General features: G+C 43.5%; 15 protein-coding genes. 5 read left to right on the forward strand and 10 right to left on the reverse strand.

The features are described 5' to 3' along the window. Positions 1–20: 20 nt before the first annotated feature. Complete coding sequence (gene phoB, locus L4C38_RS05325) at positions 21–710, reverse strand: phosphate regulon transcriptional regulator PhoB (RefSeq protein ID WP_428796502.1); 690 nt, start codon at positions 708–710, stop codon at positions 21–23. A gap of 269 nt (positions 711–979) precedes the next feature. Here phoB and rdgC point away from each other — a divergent pair, with 269 nt between their 5' ends. The 3 genes from rdgC (at position 980) to L4C38_RS05340 (ending at position 3,713) form a co-directional block, all read left to right on the forward strand. After that, a complete protein-coding gene (gene rdgC / locus L4C38_RS05330) occupies positions 980–1,894 on the forward strand; it encodes a recombination-associated protein RdgC (RefSeq protein ID WP_428796503.1) in 915 nt (304 codons plus the stop codon). 161 nt (positions 1,895–2,055) lie between these two features. Continuing rightward, the gene (gene trhP, locus L4C38_RS05335) at positions 2,056–3,456 is read left to right on the forward strand and encodes a prephenate-dependent tRNA uridine(34) hydroxylase TrhP (RefSeq protein WP_428796504.1); all 1,401 of its coding nucleotides are present in this window, start codon (positions 2,056–2,058) and stop codon (positions 3,454–3,456) included. A 2-nt stretch (positions 3,457–3,458) separates the two neighbouring features. Further along, positions 3,459–3,713 carry a YfhL family 4Fe-4S dicluster ferredoxin gene (locus L4C38_RS05340; RefSeq protein ID WP_075710065.1) on the forward strand — a complete coding sequence of 85 codons (255 nt, stop codon included), beginning with the start codon at positions 3,459–3,461 and terminating at the stop codon, positions 3,711–3,713. Between the two features lie 53 nt (positions 3,714–3,766). Here the strand turns inward: L4C38_RS05340 and L4C38_RS05345 are convergent, their stop codons facing one another. From L4C38_RS05345 to queA, 8 genes are all read right to left on the reverse strand, one after another. After that, on the reverse strand, positions 3,767–4,075 hold the full coding sequence (locus L4C38_RS05345; RefSeq protein WP_428796505.1) for a hypothetical protein: 309 nt from the start codon (positions 4,073–4,075) through the stop codon (positions 3,767–3,769). A 244-nt stretch (positions 4,076–4,319) separates the two neighbouring features. After that, positions 4,320–5,192, reverse strand: coding sequence for a penicillin-insensitive murein endopeptidase (gene mepA, locus L4C38_RS05350; protein WP_428796506.1), 873 nt, complete (start codon positions 5,190–5,192; stop codon positions 4,320–4,322). Positions 5,193–5,223: 31 nt separating this feature from the next. Further along, the gene (locus tag L4C38_RS05355; protein ID WP_428796507.1) at positions 5,224–5,556 is read right to left on the reverse strand and encodes a DUF1904 domain-containing protein; all 333 of its coding nucleotides are present in this window, start codon (positions 5,554–5,556) and stop codon (positions 5,224–5,226) included. Positions 5,557–5,694: 138 nt separating this feature from the next. Next, a complete protein-coding gene (secF, locus tag L4C38_RS05360) occupies positions 5,695–6,642 on the reverse strand; it encodes a protein translocase subunit SecF (protein WP_428796508.1) in 948 nt (315 codons plus the stop codon). 14 nt (positions 6,643–6,656) lie between these two features. Further along, positions 6,657–8,513 (reverse strand): protein translocase subunit SecD, encoded by a 1,857-nt coding sequence (gene secD / locus L4C38_RS05365; RefSeq protein ID WP_428796509.1) that lies wholly within the window; start codon positions 8,511–8,513, stop codon positions 6,657–6,659. Positions 8,514–8,533: 20 nt separating this feature from the next. Then, the gene (gene yajC / locus L4C38_RS05370) at positions 8,534–8,860 is read right to left on the reverse strand and encodes a preprotein translocase subunit YajC (protein ID WP_428796510.1); all 327 of its coding nucleotides are present in this window, start codon (positions 8,858–8,860) and stop codon (positions 8,534–8,536) included. Between the two features lie 193 nt (positions 8,861–9,053). Further along, positions 9,054–10,187 carry a tRNA guanosine(34) transglycosylase Tgt gene (gene tgt / locus L4C38_RS05375; RefSeq protein ID WP_428796511.1) on the reverse strand — a complete coding sequence of 378 codons (1,134 nt, stop codon included), beginning with the start codon at positions 10,185–10,187 and terminating at the stop codon, positions 9,054–9,056. A gap of 327 nt (positions 10,188–10,514) precedes the next feature. Further along, positions 10,515–11,567: a tRNA preQ1(34) S-adenosylmethionine ribosyltransferase-isomerase QueA gene (gene queA / locus L4C38_RS05380; RefSeq protein ID WP_428796512.1), complete on the reverse strand. Its 1,053-nt coding sequence runs from the start codon at positions 11,565–11,567 to the stop codon at positions 10,515–10,517. Positions 11,568–11,805: 238 nt separating this feature from the next. On the opposite strand from queA, the gene L4C38_RS05385 reads away from it, so the two are divergent. After that, complete coding sequence (locus L4C38_RS05385) at positions 11,806–13,746, forward strand: HAMP domain-containing methyl-accepting chemotaxis protein (protein WP_428796513.1); 1,941 nt, start codon at positions 11,806–11,808, stop codon at positions 13,744–13,746. A gap of 243 nt (positions 13,747–13,989) precedes the next feature. Then, complete coding sequence (locus L4C38_RS05390) at positions 13,990–14,433, forward strand: CBS domain-containing protein (RefSeq protein ID WP_428796514.1); 444 nt, start codon at positions 13,990–13,992, stop codon at positions 14,431–14,433. A 156-nt stretch (positions 14,434–14,589) separates the two neighbouring features. Here L4C38_RS05390 and aceA read toward each other — a convergent pair whose 3' ends face one another. After that, positions 14,590–15,900, reverse strand: a complete 1,311-nt coding sequence (gene aceA, locus L4C38_RS05395) for an isocitrate lyase (protein ID WP_428796515.1) — start codon at positions 15,898–15,900, stop codon at positions 14,590–14,592. Between the last annotated feature and the right edge of the window lie 6 nt (positions 15,901–15,906).

Here is a 15,906-nt window from a genome sequence, read left to right on the forward strand (position 1 = left end):
AGAACGTTAAGCATGGGGTACTAAGCTTTGGTTGAAAAACGATAGCCTGCACCGCGAACCGTTTGGATCAGTTTATCATGACCTTCCGTTTCAAGTGCTTTACGTAAACGACGAATATGTACATCAACTGTGCGATCTTCCACATACACATTGGTTCCCCACACATTGTTTAGTAGCTGTTCACGGCTATAAACACGTTCTTGGTGAGTCATGAAAAAATGCAACATCTTGAACTCTGTCGGTCCCATATCCAATGGCTGATCGTTAGTCGTCACGCGATGTGAAACCGGATCCAACCTCAAGCCTTGAACATCAATAACGTCTTCAAGTGCTGTTGGTGTAACACGACGTATTACCGCTTTTAATCGAGCAACCAACTCTTTTGGCGAAAAAGGTTTGGTGATGTAATCGTCCGCCCCCACTTCCAGCCCTCGAACTTTATCTTCTTCTTCGCCGCGTGCTGTTAGCATCACAACTGGAATATTACGGGTCAGTTCTTCACGTTTCATATGCTTTATGAAGTTGATGCCACTACCACCCGGTAACATCCAATCCAGCAATACAAGATCAGGGAAGGGTTCAGCTAGTTTAGTTACAGCAGTATCGTAATCTTCCGCTTCAACTGCTTGGTAACCTTTTTGTTCAAGAACAAAGCACAGCATTTCTCGAATTGGTGCTTCATCTTCAACGACTAGAATCCTTCTCGACATAACAATTAACCTTCTTGATAAAGCTGAATTAAATGAAAGGATCCACGACCCTCAATGCATAAGCATTATTACTAGCAATTATGACACTTTTGTGACCTTTGCAAACAAATTTTCATCGAACTGTCTTATTATATTGCTTGGAATTCAATCAATAAATGCTAGCAATTCACTCATGGATGACGAGTCGATTCATATTTTTAATTTCGCGACAGACAAGTGAATAAAATTTGCTAAGATGGGCGTCATCAACGTCTAAGTAGAGAAAGAATATGTGGTTTAAAAACTGTCTGGTATATCGCGTCAACCGAGACATAGACTTCAACGCGGAACAGCTAGAACAGCAACTGGCTGAATTCCGTTTTACACCTTGTGGTAGTCAAGACAAACAAAAATTTGGTTGGGTATCAGCAATGGGCAGACATGGCGATATGATGACCCATGTGTCCGAAGACCATATTCTTATCTGCGCAAAGAAAGAAGAAAAAATGTTGCCAGCTTCTGTGATTAAAGAATCACTCAATGCCAAAGTTGACGCATTAGAAATACAAGAAGGTCGTCCTCTTAAGAAAAAAGAGAAAGACAACCTAAAAGACGACATCATCATCGATCTTTTGCCACGTGCATTTAGTCGCAGTAACCATACATACGTGCTGATTATGCCAAAACAAGGATTTATCCTAGTTGATGCAAGCAGCTACAAAAAAGCCGAAGATGTGCTGGCTCTACTTCGTAAAACCATGGGCAGCTTACCTGTTGTACCTGCTATTCCAGAAAGTGCGGTTGAATTGACTCTTACTGAATGGGTTAAGACTGGTAATACACCAGCAGGAATTACCATGCTAGATGAAGCCGAGTTGAAATCTGTGCTTGAAGAAGGCGGCGTGATCCGCTGTAAAAAACAAGAATTGACCGCTGATGAGATTCGTAGCCATATCGAAGCCGATAAAATGGTGACAAAACTGGCGTTAAATTGGCAAGATCGTATCGAGTTTATCGTGGCGGAAGATAGCAGCATCAAGCGCCTTAAATTCTCCGATGAACTGAAAGATCAAAATGATGATATTCCACGTGAGGATCAAGCTGCTCGCTTTGACGCCGACTTCTCTCTTATGTGTGGAGAATTAAGTGCTTTCTTACCAAATATCTTCGAAGCGCTAGGTGGTCTACCTCACCCAAATGCGTAAGCAAAATTTGAAAAAGCCTTCTTCGGAAGGCTTTTTTGATCCTCTCAAAACAGCATACTGAGTTTTTCCTAGTCACATATCACAATTTGACGTAAAATTTGCGCCCAATTCCATTAGGTGGAATGGCCCTGACTTGAGATCAGATAACAGAGAATTGAGCAATGACAACAGAGAAAGTATTCGTACCAGAGCTACTATCACCAGCTGGTAGCCTTAAAAACATGCGTTACGCATTCGCTTATGGCGCCGATGCCGTTTACGCGGGTCAACCTCGCTACAGCTTGCGTGTACGTAACAACGAGTTTAACCACGAAAACCTGCAAGTCGGAATCGATGAAGCGCATGCGCTAGGTAAACGATTCTACGTGGTATGTAATATACAGCCACACAACTCAAAGCTAAAGACCTTCATCCGCGATCTAAAACCAGTTGCTGATATGGGTCCTGACGCATTAATCATGTCTGACCCGGGTCTTATCATGATGGTTCGCGAAGCTTTCCCAGATATGCCTATCCATCTATCGGTTCAAGCGAACGCGGTAAACTGGGCGACAGTAAAATTCTGGGCAGCTTACGGCGTTGAGCGAGTGATTGTATCTCGCGAGCTTTCTCTGGAAGAAATCGAAGAAATCCGTGAACACTGTCCTGATACAGAACTAGAAGTGTTTGTTCACGGTGCACTATGCATGGCGTACTCAGGCCGTTGTCTACTATCAGGTTACATCAATAAACGTGACCCTAACCAAGGCACTTGCACCAATGCATGCCGTTGGGAGTACAAAGTAGAAGAAGGCAAAGAGAACGACTCAGGTCAAATCGTTGAAGCATTCGACCCTAATGAAGCACAAGCGGTTGAAGTACAAGATGAACGACCTGAAACCACTATCGGTCGCGGCAAGCCAATTGACGATGTAGTTCTGCTTTCTGAAAGCCACCGCCCTGAAGAAAAAATGGCGGCATTTGAAGATGAGCACGGCACTTATATCATGAACTCAAAAGATCTACGTGCGATTCAACACGTAGAGCGTTTAACTCAGATGGGTGTGCACTCACTGAAAATCGAAGGTCGTACCAAGTCTTTCTACTATTGTGCACGTACCGCACAGGTATACCGCAAAGCGATTGATGATGCCGTTGCGGGTAAAGCATTCGATGAAACATTGATGACAACCCTAGAAAGCCTAGCACACCGCGGTTACACCGAAGGTTTCCTACGTCGTCATACCCATGATACATACCAGAACTACGACTACGGCTACTCCGTTTCAGATGCGCAACAGTTCGTTGGTGAGTTCACTGGCAAACGCAATGAAGGCATGGCTGAAGTTGAAGTAAAGAATAAATTCCTTGTCGGCGATAGCCTTGAGCTAATGACGCCAAAAGGTAACGTAATCTTCAACCTTGAAGCAATGAAAAACCGTAAAGGTGAAGCGATCGATGATGCAAAAGGCAACGGTCACTTTGTTTTCATCCCGGTACCAGAAGATTTGGAACTGGAATACGCACTCATCATGCGTAACTTGAACGCAGGTCAGGACACTCGTAACCCAACTGGTAAATAATCATGGCGTTACTGATTACTGATAAGTGCATCAACTGTGATATGTGTGACCCGGAATGTCCAAATGGGGCGATTTCTATGGGTGACAGCATTTTCGAGATTGATCCTAATCTATGTACTGAATGTAAAGGGCACTATGACAAACCAACCTGCCAGTCCGTTTGCCCGATTACCAAGTGTATTATCACTGACCCAAATCATGTTGAAACAGATGAAGAACTGCTTGAAAAGTTTGTCATCATTCAAGGTTTAGCATAAAAACGAAAGGCTCATCTATTGATGAGCCTTTTTTATATTGATGCTCTGTGCATCTAACCGGATTTAATAATGGGGAAAATATTACAGTACAACTCTTTTTCAAACTGATACTCCAAATGTTCACGCCAATTTACCGCCTTACCAATGGGTATGAGATAAAACATCTCTCGTGAGGTATCAGTTACAAACGCCAATCCATGCGCCATCAATTCATAATGGACGTCATGGACAAATCCAGGATCTAATCTTTGCCTTCCAGTAAGATGATTTACCTCCTCACGGGAGATCGTTACTGATTCTGTAGCACTGCTAAATCTCAGCTTTAGCCACTCGGCAAAATCTTTTGCACATACCATAGTCATGGGAGTGTCCTTGCTTTCACTATCATAGGAAGTAAGCCGAGCATCCTATTTATTATGTAAACGTCAATTAACCAACTTTTTATTATTTGGAACTGTGCGCGGCTATTAAAATACCTAGCAAGCGCATCTAGATACATATCATTGTATAGACCTTTTAAATCTAGGTGAGGATGCTGTGATTCTCCAGCCCAAAAGTATTAAAACTAACCATTACAATGAATACTATAAAGGGGACATACAAAATTTAACGAGTGCTATCAACAATCTGTAGACATTGTTGAGGAAGGATTTTTTTTGATTTTGACTTGGTTTTGTTTGGAGAAACGCCACTCTCTTTGCTTTTAAGCTTCGCTTTCGGCTGAGGTCGATACTCTTTTACGTTATGCTTTGGTCGCCAACTGACCACTTCTTTACCGCAACCATCACCAACTGGTGGTGGATTTTGCTCTATACAGTTCATCTCACCATCTGGGCAGCGCAGGCGAATATGCATATGATAATTATGCCCTCGCCATGGTCTGATCTTGCGCAGCCAATTTCGGTCTCCACCTTCAAGACTACACAACTTTTCTTTTATCACCGGATGAACAAATATTCGTGCGACCTTGTTATCGTCCGACGCCATTTTAATCAATCTGAAATGACGATTATCCCAATTCGATTGAATAATTTGATACGCAGGTATATCGACTAAACTTTGAGGTTTAGGGACTCTCAACGAAGATTTAGAAAGCTTCATGTCGGCAAGTCGAAACCAAATATCGATATCTAGCCCTGTTTGATGGCTAGTATGCCCTGATGTGAAACGCCCACCTTGAGGAAGAGACATATCCCCAATGAGAAGATGAGTGCGGAGATCTTCGCGCGCTTTTGCAGACAAACGCTCGATGAATTCAATCGTATCTGGATGACCATAGTAGCGTTTGTTTTGACTACGTAAGACTTGGTATCCATAGCCATTGAGAGGCAGCGCTTTAGCGCCAAATAAACAGCCATTGGCATAGCTGCCAATGGCTTCCGGTGAGAATCGATTCGGCTTAGAAAAAGATTCCCATGGTGAAGCAAATAATGAAAATGACAGAAACGATAGAAAGATAACTAACCCTGTCGTTTTCATTGCCCCACCTTACTATTGCGTTTTATTCAGCTTAGTAATGCTCGCCGTTATCGTAGTAACCGCTAGCATTTAGCGCGGTGAAAATAACGGCAACGTTAACATCTTCGCCCATCACACCTCGAACCTGTTCAGTAACAATCTTAGCCACTGCATCTTGCTTGTCTTGACCACGATCGAACCACAGCACCTCAACAAATGGGTATGCAGCGTTCACTTCCCCTTCATGGTAGAAGGTCGTGTAGACATATTCAAAAGTGAAGTCTTCACGAGGACAATCCATATATGATTGCAGTTCATCAATCAGAGGTTTCGATAGTGCTTGTACCATTTGCGGTTCGACTGCTCTAAAACGAAAATGTGGCATCTTTTGTTTCCTAATTATGGTTATGTTTTGCTTATGATACCCATTTGCTAAACAAAGGGCACTGCCAAAGTCACACTGCTGTCGCAGAGAGGTAAAAAAAAGCCGCTGATATCAGCGGCTTTTCGGAGATTAAATGCGTTATGGCATTTCGTCGAACTCTGCACCCTCTTTTTCAATTTGAGGTGGCATTAAGTGTTCTTTAGTAATACCCAGCTTCCATGCAAGTGCCGAAGCCACATAGATAGATGAGTATGTACCAACCGTAATACCAAGCAGAAGTGCCGTAGCAAAACCGTGAATCATCGCACCACCTTGGGAGAACAACGCGATTACTACGAATAGCGTGGTCGCCGAAGTAATCAGCGTACGGCTCAAAGTTTGCGTAACCGCACTATCAATGATATCTCTCGGACCGCCCTTACGCATACGACGGAAGTTCTCACGAATACGGTCAAATACAACAATAGTATCGTTGAGCGAGTAACCAACAACCGTCAACAGCGCGGCGACAATCGTCAGGTCGACTTCAATCTGCATCACAGAGAATACACCCAATGTGATGATGATATCGTGCGCCAATGCCATTACAGCACCAGCCGCCAAACGCCACTCAAATCGCACCGAAACGTAAAGCAAAATACAGATAAGCGAAACTAAAATCGCCAAACCGCCAGCTTCGGTCAGTTCATCACCCACATTAGGACCAACAAACTCGATACGACGCATTTCAACTTCTTCGCCTGTACCATCTTTGATGGCTGCAATGATTTGGTTGCCTAATGTCTCACCTGACATATCTTCACGTGGACTTAGACGTACCATCACATCACGAGCACTACCAAAGTTTTGTACAATCGCATCACCAAAGCCGTTCGCTTCTAATGAGGTACGAATTTCATCCAGTTGAGCCGGCTGTTCAAAACCCACTTCAATTAGCGTACCACCGGTGAAATCTAGACCCCAATTCAACCAGTTAGTTGAAAGTGTATAGAACGACGCACCAATCATCAGCAGAGAGAACATAAAGGCAAACTTTGACCAACGTAAAAAGCCGATCGTACCTTCTGCTTTTAGAATCTGAAACATATTAATTCCTAGCCTTAGATCGACAATTTATCAACGCGCTTACCACCATACAATAGGTTAACCACACAGCGGGTACCTATGATTGCAGTAAACATCGAGGTCAAAATACCAATAGATAGCGTAACCGCAAAGCCTTTCACAGCACCAGTACCCACTGCAAATAGAATGATTGCAGTCATTAGTGTTGTAATATTGGCATCGGCGATAGTACTAAATGCATTGGCATAACCTTGGTGAATAGCTTGCTGTGGCGAACGCCCCTCAAGCAGCTCTTCTCGAATACGCTCAAAAATCAGTACATTGGCATCAACTGCCATACCGACCGTCAAAACAATACCCGCAATACCAGGCAAGGTCATTGTCGCCCCAGGGATCATCGACATAATACCAATAATCAATACTAGGTTTGACATCAGTGCCATGTTGGCAATCAGACCAAATTTACGGTAGTAAATAGCTGTAAATAGCATTACTGCTAACATACCCCAAATACACGCTTGAATACCCATGTCGATGTTCTGTTGACCCATAGATGGACCAATCGTACGTTCTTCAACAATTGAGATAGGTGCAATAAGAGCACCAGCGCGAAGTAGCAACGCAAGGTTATGAGCTTCGGCAGTGGAATCAATACCAGTAATACGGAAGTTTCGACCTAGCGCAGATTGAATCGTCGCTTGGTTAATCACTTCTTCATGCTTAGACAAAATAACTTTGCCTTCAGCAGTTTTACGACCACTGTTTTTGTATTCCGTAAATACCGTTGCCATTAGCTGCCCGATATTCTTCTTCGAGAATGCCGACATCTTGTTACCACCTTCGCTATCTAGCGTGATGTTAACTTGAGGGCGACCGTATTCATCCACACTTGAGCTTGCATCAGTAATGCTTGCACCGCCTAGGATGACACGTTTCTTCAAAACAACAGGGCGACCATCAGTATCTAATTTAATCTCAGAACCTGCTGGCGAACGACCATTTGCCGCGGCGGCTAGATCCGCTTTAGAGTCCACTTCACGGAACTCTAGAGTTGCCGTAGCACCAAGAATCTCTTTCGCACGAGCAGTGTCTTGAACGCCTGGTAGCTCAACCACAATGCGGCTTGCACCTTGGCGTTGAACCAATGGTTCAGCAACACCGAGTTCATTTACACGGTTACGGAGAATAGTAATGTTCTGTTCAACAGCGTAGTTACGGATCTCGGTAAGGCGTTGCTCTGTGAAAGAGGCTAATAGAGCAAAACGACCATTGCTATCTGAGGTAGAAAACACCATGTCTGGGTGATTCTTTTCAAGCAAAGATTTTGCCTGCGCGAGTTGCTCTTCATTACGAAGTAGCACTTCAACAGCTTCTTTTCCTGAAGGACGAATCGCACGGTAGCGAACCTTCTCTTCACGTAATTCACTGCGGAACGCTTCTTCCTGCTGACCAACCAATTTCCCCATTGCCGCGTCCATATCCACTTCCATTAAGAAGTGAACACCGCCACGTAAGTCGAGGCCAAGCTTCATAGGTGAAGCGCCAATTGCTTCAAGCCAGTTTGGTGTTGCAGGTGCAAGATTGAGCGCCACGATGATTTCTTTACCGAGGGCTTCACTGATCAAATCACGCGCACTGATTTGAGTATCAGTGTCGTTGAAACGCACAAGAATCGATCCATTTTCTAAAGCAATGGATTTGAAAGGGAGGCTCTGGGTATCTAGAGCTTGAGTGACAGAATCCAGCGTAGCAATATCTACAGAGGCGCCGCGCGCCCCTGTAACTTGAATTGCCGGATCTTCACCGTATAGATTAGGAAGTGCATACAATGCAGCAATAGCGATGGCGATCATCACCATCAAATACTTCCATAACGGATAACGGTTTAGCACAGCGAGGATCCTTTAGCTGTCTATAGAGATTTCAGCGTACCTTTTGGTAGCACTGCTGATACAAAGTCTTTCTTGATAACAACTTCGTTGTTTAGGTTTAGCTCGATAGTGATGTAATCGTTATCTTCAGCCATTTTAGTGATTTTACCCACTAAACCACCGCTAGTAAGTACTTCATCGCCTTTGCCCATTGAAGACATTAGCGTTTTATGTTCCTTAACGCGCTTAGATTGTGGACGGTAGATCATGAAGTAGAAGATCACTGCGAACATCGCTAGCATGATAATCATTTCGAAACCGCCACCAACTGGTGATTCTGCTGCTGCGTGAGCTTGAGAAATAAACATGAAAATATCCTCTATTATATTTTTGATAATCCAACAAATTGGGCTTTCGCTTTTTATATTCAAGCATGCACATCTGTATTAGAGACCGCACTCTCAAAAATATCGAGCTTTTGCTCATTTATTCAGCGGGGATGTAGATAACATATCCGCCATTAATAAAAGCCTTAGGCAGTGACCTAAGGCTTAATATTGATTACTGCTTGCCGAGTGCCGGAACCTCACGGTCACGGCGAGCGTAAAACTCTTCTACAAACTGGTCGAAGCGATCTTCGTCGATCGCTGTACGAATGCTTTCCATCAAACGCTGATAGTAACGCAAGTTATGGATAGTATTTAGTCGTGAACCTAGGATTTCGTTACAACGATCCAAATGATGTAAGTACGACTTAGAGTAATGCTTACAAGTGTAACAGTCACAATGCGGATCTAATGGTGTTGTATCTGTTTTATGTGTCGCATTACGGATCTTGATCACACCACCAGTTACAAATAGGTGTCCATTACGCGCATTACGCGTTGGCATTACGCAGTCGAACATGTCGATACCGCGACGTACACCTTCTACTAAATCTTCTGGTTTGCCAACACCCATTAAGTAACGAGGTTTGTCTTGTGGAAGTTGTGGGCAAGTGTGCTCAAGAATACGGTGCATGTCTTCTTTAGGTTCACCAACGGCAAGACCACCAACTGCGTAGCCATCAAAACCAATCTCCGTTAGCCCTTTCACTGATACGTCACGTAAGTCTTCGTAAACACCACCTTGAATGATACCAAAAAGGTTATTTGGGTTATCAAGCTTATCGAAGTGATCGCGTGAACGCTGTGCCCAACGTAAAGACATTTCCATCGATTTTTTTGCTTCATCGTGTGTTGCTGGGTATGGCGTACACTCATCGAAGATCATTACGATGTCTGAACCTAAATCTTTTTGGATTTCCATCGACTTTTCAGCGTCCATGAAAACTTTGTCACCGTTTACAGGATTGCGAAACTGTACGCCTTCTTCTGTAATTTTACGGATATCACCCAGGCTAAATACTTGGAAACCGCCTGAATCAGTCAAGATAGGACCTTGCCAGTTCATGAAGTCATGCAAGTCGCCGTGCAGCTTCATCACTTCTTGTCCCGGGCGTAACCATAGATGGAAAGTGTTACCCAACAGGATTTCTGCGCCCGTCTCTTTCACTTCTTCTGGCGTCATACCTTTTACTGTACCGTAAGTACCAACAGGCATGAATGCAGGTGTTTGAACACTGCCGCGCTCAAACGTTAGCTGACCACGGCGTGCATTACCGTTGGTCTTTTTTAAATCAAATTTTAACTTCACGAAGCCTCCAATGTCAGAGAAACAGTCTGACGATGATGTGGGCAATTAGCCCAGTAAGGAGCGGTCGCATTTTCCCTGCGAGATATGAGAAGTCGCCCTCTCACCCCTAGCCTACTGCTAGCACTCGTAAATTTACTTTAAGTTCTCGTTATTTAACCAAAACTCAATAACTATTGTACAGTTACCACTGCGCATCGCAGCTAATGGCATGCCACATAATACTGGAAAAAAACACGAACGAAATATTACTTTTAATGACAAAGAAAAAGTGCGCACTTTACAGACAAAATGAGCACTTTTAATACCGCTAAAAATTGTAGGGCAACGCTAGATTGTCTTCTTGCTAATAAACATCGAATCACCGTACGAGAAGAAACGGTATTGGTTCTCTACCGCATGCTTGTATGCATTCATTGTATTCTCATAACCTGCAAATGCGCTCACTAACATTATGAGCGTCGATTCTGGTAGGTGAAAATTAGTGATCAAACCGTCGACTAACTGATATTCGTAACCAGGGAAAATAAATATTTCCGTGTCACCAAAGAAAGGAGCCAACTCGGTACCTTTTTTCAATGCGTCTTGCGCAGCACTTTCAAGTGAACGAACAGAGGTGGTACCTATGGCAATCACACGACCGCCGCGCGCTTTCGCCGCATTGATAGCATTCACCACGTCTTCATTTACTTCCACATACTCAGCATGCATGTGATGATCGTGAATATTGTCCACTTTCACCGGCTGGAAAGTACCCGCGCCCACATGCAATGTGACATAGGCGAGTTCGGCACCTTTTTCTTTGATTTTCTCAAGCAAGATTTCATCGAAATGCAAACCCGCTGTTGGCGCAGCTACTGCACCCGGTTTTTGATTATAAACCGTTTGATAACGCTCTTTGTCCGCCTCTTCATCAGGACGATCGATGTACGGCGGCAAAGGCATATGACCAATTTGTTCTAAGATCTCGAGAACAGTTTGATCTGAATTAAACTTTAGTTCGAACAACGCATCGTGACGCGCCACCATTTGTGCTGAAAATTCATCATTATCGCCAACAATAATAGTCGAGCCTGGCTTAGGTGATTTAGAACAGCGCACATGGGCAAGAATGCTCTTGTCATCTAGCATTCGCTCCACCAACACTTCTAATTTACCGCCTGATTCTTTACGACCAAACATACGTGCTGGAATAACTCGGGTGTTATTAAATACAACTAAATCACCCGCTTCAATGTGGTTTAAGACATCGGTAAATCTGCCATCAGCTAATTCGCCGCTGTTGCCATTTAGTTGTAATAAACGACTCGACGTACGCTCCGGTTGTGGATAGCGCGCGATCAATTCATCAGGAAGGTCGAAATGGAAATCAGATACTTGCATGTCTTTAGTCTTAAATCGGGTGAACAATAGGTGTCACGAAGCTTTTCGCAGCCGACTAGTATATGTCGAGAAGGCGCAATAGCAAGGAGAGATATTGTAATCAATATTGAACAGACAGCAAAAAATGAATTGAGACTGGATGAAATATGAATTTAAGTTAGAAACAAGCTAGTGCCGTATCGCACCTTGTAACAGAATGCATTAAGGATTAGCTAGTAGATAAGTATTAGGTGGAAGTATGACACTCAGGAAGCAACTTACATATGGATTTGGTAGTATCATCGTACTACTGATTATCGTTAGCGCATTATCTCTATTTCGTTTTAGCGATACCAGCCAAGGGTTTAACAATTACCGCAATTTAGCACTTGTCAGCGTCAACAGTGGTCGTGTTCAAGCAAACTTACTCGAATCACGCTTAGCCGTTGTTAAGTACATTAAGTCACAAACCAGCGAAACTCTCGAACAGTTCGATCAAAGAATCATATCCACCACCGAATTACTTGATCAAACCATCGAGCTAAATCTCATCGAATCTCAAAAAGAAGAGCTGAAAAAAATCAAAGATCAGATACTCACCTATCAAGGTCAGTTTGGGCTGGTTGTTGGGCTGATTAGCCAACGTAATGATTTAGTATTTAACCAACTTGATCCTAATGGTCTAAAAATGCGTGAATCAATTTCAACATTGATGAAACGAGCTCATGAGTCCGATGATTCAACGGTTGCAATGTACGCTGGCGAACTACAAGAAAGCACCCTTATAGCGCGCCTATTCGCGATTAAGTTCCTCATCAATAATGATATTCAAGACGCTGCCGCTGCAGAAAATGAATTTAAACAGATGGTCGAACGCCAGAAGTTACTAGAAGCAGAACTCGTCACACCTGAACACAAAGCATTGCTAAAACAATATCAACAAGCCTTTTCACTATATACCAGCGCTTTTCGCAATATCGTAACAACGATTAACCAACGCAACGATGTGATCAAAAATCAGCTTGATGTAATTGGTGCGCAGTCAGCAAACGCGATTGAAAGCATTAAACTAGAAGCCAAAAATGAGCAAGATAACGTTGGTCCATACATGGTCGATAAGCTAGAAAGTGCTCAGTACATTATTTTCTGGCTATCGATCGTAGCCGCTATCATCGCGATTGGTGTTGCAACTAAGATTTTCGCCAGTATCCGCGCAACGGTAGGAGGCGAACCTCGTGATATTCAAAGAATTGTTCAGCAAGTCTCACAAGGTGACCTATCTAGTGAGATTTCTGTTACCGGAAAAGAAACCGGTATTTATGCCAATATGATTTCTATGCGTGCCGAACTTCGCCGTATTATTGATCACTCGCACAACATATCAGAAAGCGTTTCTGCCGCCTCAGTCCAGCTAGTCTCTGCAATGAAACAAACTCACAATAATGCACAGCAAGAACTCAGTCATATTGAACAGATTGCTACTGCTGTCACAGAACTTTCTAGCACAGCAAGTGAAGTGAGCTCAAATGCCTCCAACGCCGAACATGCAGCAGCAGGAGCCACATCAAACGTCCAAGAGGGTCAATCAGCACTTCGCTCGTCCGATGAAGTAGCGAAACAAATTGAACTGTCGATTGCTGAAAGCACCGACATCGTTAACAAATTGCGCGAGTATTCAATTGAAATTGGCAGTGTGGTTGAGGTGATCAGTGATATTTCAGCACAAACGAATCTACTCGCTCTTAACGCAGCTATAGAAGCAGCGAGAGCTGGTGAGCAAGGTCGAGGATTTGCAGTCGTGGCTGATGAAGTGCGCTCTCTAGCGGCTCAAACACAACAATCTACTGTCAGTATTCAAGACATTATTACTCGCCTTCAAGCTCAAGCTGAACAAGCCAATAGCGGCATGGCGACTAATATGGAGCTAGTCGAAAACTCACGCACCATTAGCCTAGAGCTAGCACGATCATTCAATGCGATTAGCAGCTCCGTCAATCAAATTTCTGATATGAACACCCACGTTGCTACTGCATCAGAAGAGCAGTCTTGTGTCACTCAAGAAGTCTCCGAAAATATTACGACCACCTTTGAGATAGTCAATAACAACGTAACTGGCGTTAAAGAAAGTGAACAAGCCAGCGAAAAACTCTCATGTCTTGCCAGTGAGCAGCGGCAATTACTCGGCTTCTTTAAGCTCTAGATTTTAATCTCTCTATACCTCTACTGACACCCACCATCATGGTGGGTGTTTTCTTATTTATCAAAGTCATTTAAGTGCCCAGACAGACAAACTCCCTTACTATTATTAAGGAAATTTTCATTAAATATTGGCTCAGCTCCCAAAACAAAGCGGCAAATACTCCTATAGTAATTAAGAGAAACGACTTATCTTTCGCTATTACCTTTGCGGTAACAGATTGCAAAAAAAACTAAGGAGGTGACCATGATAACAGTCGAAGATATGATGACTCGTAACCCGCATACTTTGTTACGCTCTCATTTGCTTGTCGACGCTAAACACACCATGGAAGCGTTAGACATCCGCCATATTCCTATCGTAGATGGCGACAGACATTTACTTGGTATCATTACCCAACGTGATGTACTTGCAGCTCAAGATTCAAGCTTACAAGATGTATCTGAAGAGGAATCCTTTACACTTAATACTCCTTTGTACGAAATAATGCGCACCAGCGTTATGAATGTCACACCCAAAGCTGGATTAAAAGAAACTGCCATGTATATGCAAAAGCATAAAGTGGGCTGTTTGCCAGTTGTCGACAAAGGTCGTTTAGTAGGCATTATTACCAATAGCGACTTCGTATCGATTGCGATCAGTTTATTGGAACTGCAAGAAGAGGTTGAACCAGAAGAGATTGAAGATTAGCGAATAAAAAAGAGAGCGGCGAGAGCCGCTCAAAGAACATCAAATTTATGCCTAAATAATAGGGGTGTAAATCGGAACAGAAATGCATAGCCATCTCGTTAAGTGGTTGTTTACATCCGACTCGAACAATCACCTAACCAGACGCACTATTTTTGACTAAAACTGGTCTTCTTCAGTTGAACCAGTTAGAGCTGTTACAGATGACTGACCACCTTGAATTGTGTTGGTCATCTTATCAAAGTAACCAGTACCCACCTCTTGTTGATGAGCAACGAAAGTATAACCTTTCTCAGCCGCTTCGAATTCTGGACGTTGAACTTTCTCAACGTAATGACGCATGCCTTCACCTTGAGCGTAAGCATGTGCCAACTCAAACATGTTGAACCACATATTGTGGATACCCGCTAGAGTAATAAACTGGTATTTGTAACCCATGTTTGCAAGTTCTTGCTGGAACTTCGCAATCGTTTCTGCATCAAGGTTCTTCTCCCAGTTAAACGATGGAGAACAGTTGTACGCCAGCAATTGATCTGGGAACTCAGCGTGAATTGCTTCTGCAAATTTACGTGCCTCTTCCAAACAAGGTGTTGCCGTTTCACACCAAATAAGGTCGGCATAAGGTGCATAAGCTAAACCGCGAGAGATCGCTTGGTCGATACCAGCACGAACACGATAGAACCCCTCTTGAGTGCGTTCGCCATCAACAAAGTCTTTATCATATGGATCACAATCTGACGTTAGCAAATCGGCGGCATTTGCATCAGTGCGAGCAATAACCAGTGTTGTCGTACCGCAAACATCGGCGGCAAGACGTGCCGCAACTAATTTTTGAACCGCTTCTTGAGTCGGAACAAGAACCTTGCCACCCATGTGACCACATTTTTTCACTGACGCTAATTGATCTTCAAAGTGAACACCCGCAGCACCAGCATCAATCATAGACTTCATCAACTCGTATGCGTTTAATACGCCACCAAAACCCGCTTCTGCATCGGCTACGATTGGTAGGAAGTAATCAATTCCACCTTCGTCTTCAGGAGACTTACCGCCTGACCATTGAATTTGGTCAGCACGACGGAATGAATTATTAATGCGTTTAACTACCGAAGGTACTGAATCAACTGGATACAGTGATTGATCTGGGTACATGGTTGAAGCAGTGTTATTGTCTGCTGCGACCTGCCAACCTGATAAGTAAATCGCTTCAATACCCGCTTTGGCCTGCTGTACGGCTTGACCGCCAGTGAGTGCACCAAGACAATTTACGTAACCTTTCTTTGAGCTGCCATTGACGAGTGTCCAAAGTTTATCAGCACCACGTTGAGCTAGGGTATTGGCCGGAACGACTGAACCACGTAGCTCTACTACTTCTTCAGCAGTATAAGGACGTTTTACATTGTTCCAGCGTGGATTGGTTGCCCAGTCTTTTTCTAGAGCTTCGATTTGTTGGCGTCGAGTAAGTGTCATTATTCT

Source organism: Vibrio kasasachensis, assembly GCF_050337565.1.
Taxonomy (GTDB): domain Bacteria; phylum Pseudomonadota; class Gammaproteobacteria; order Enterobacterales; family Vibrionaceae; genus Vibrio; species Vibrio kasasachensis.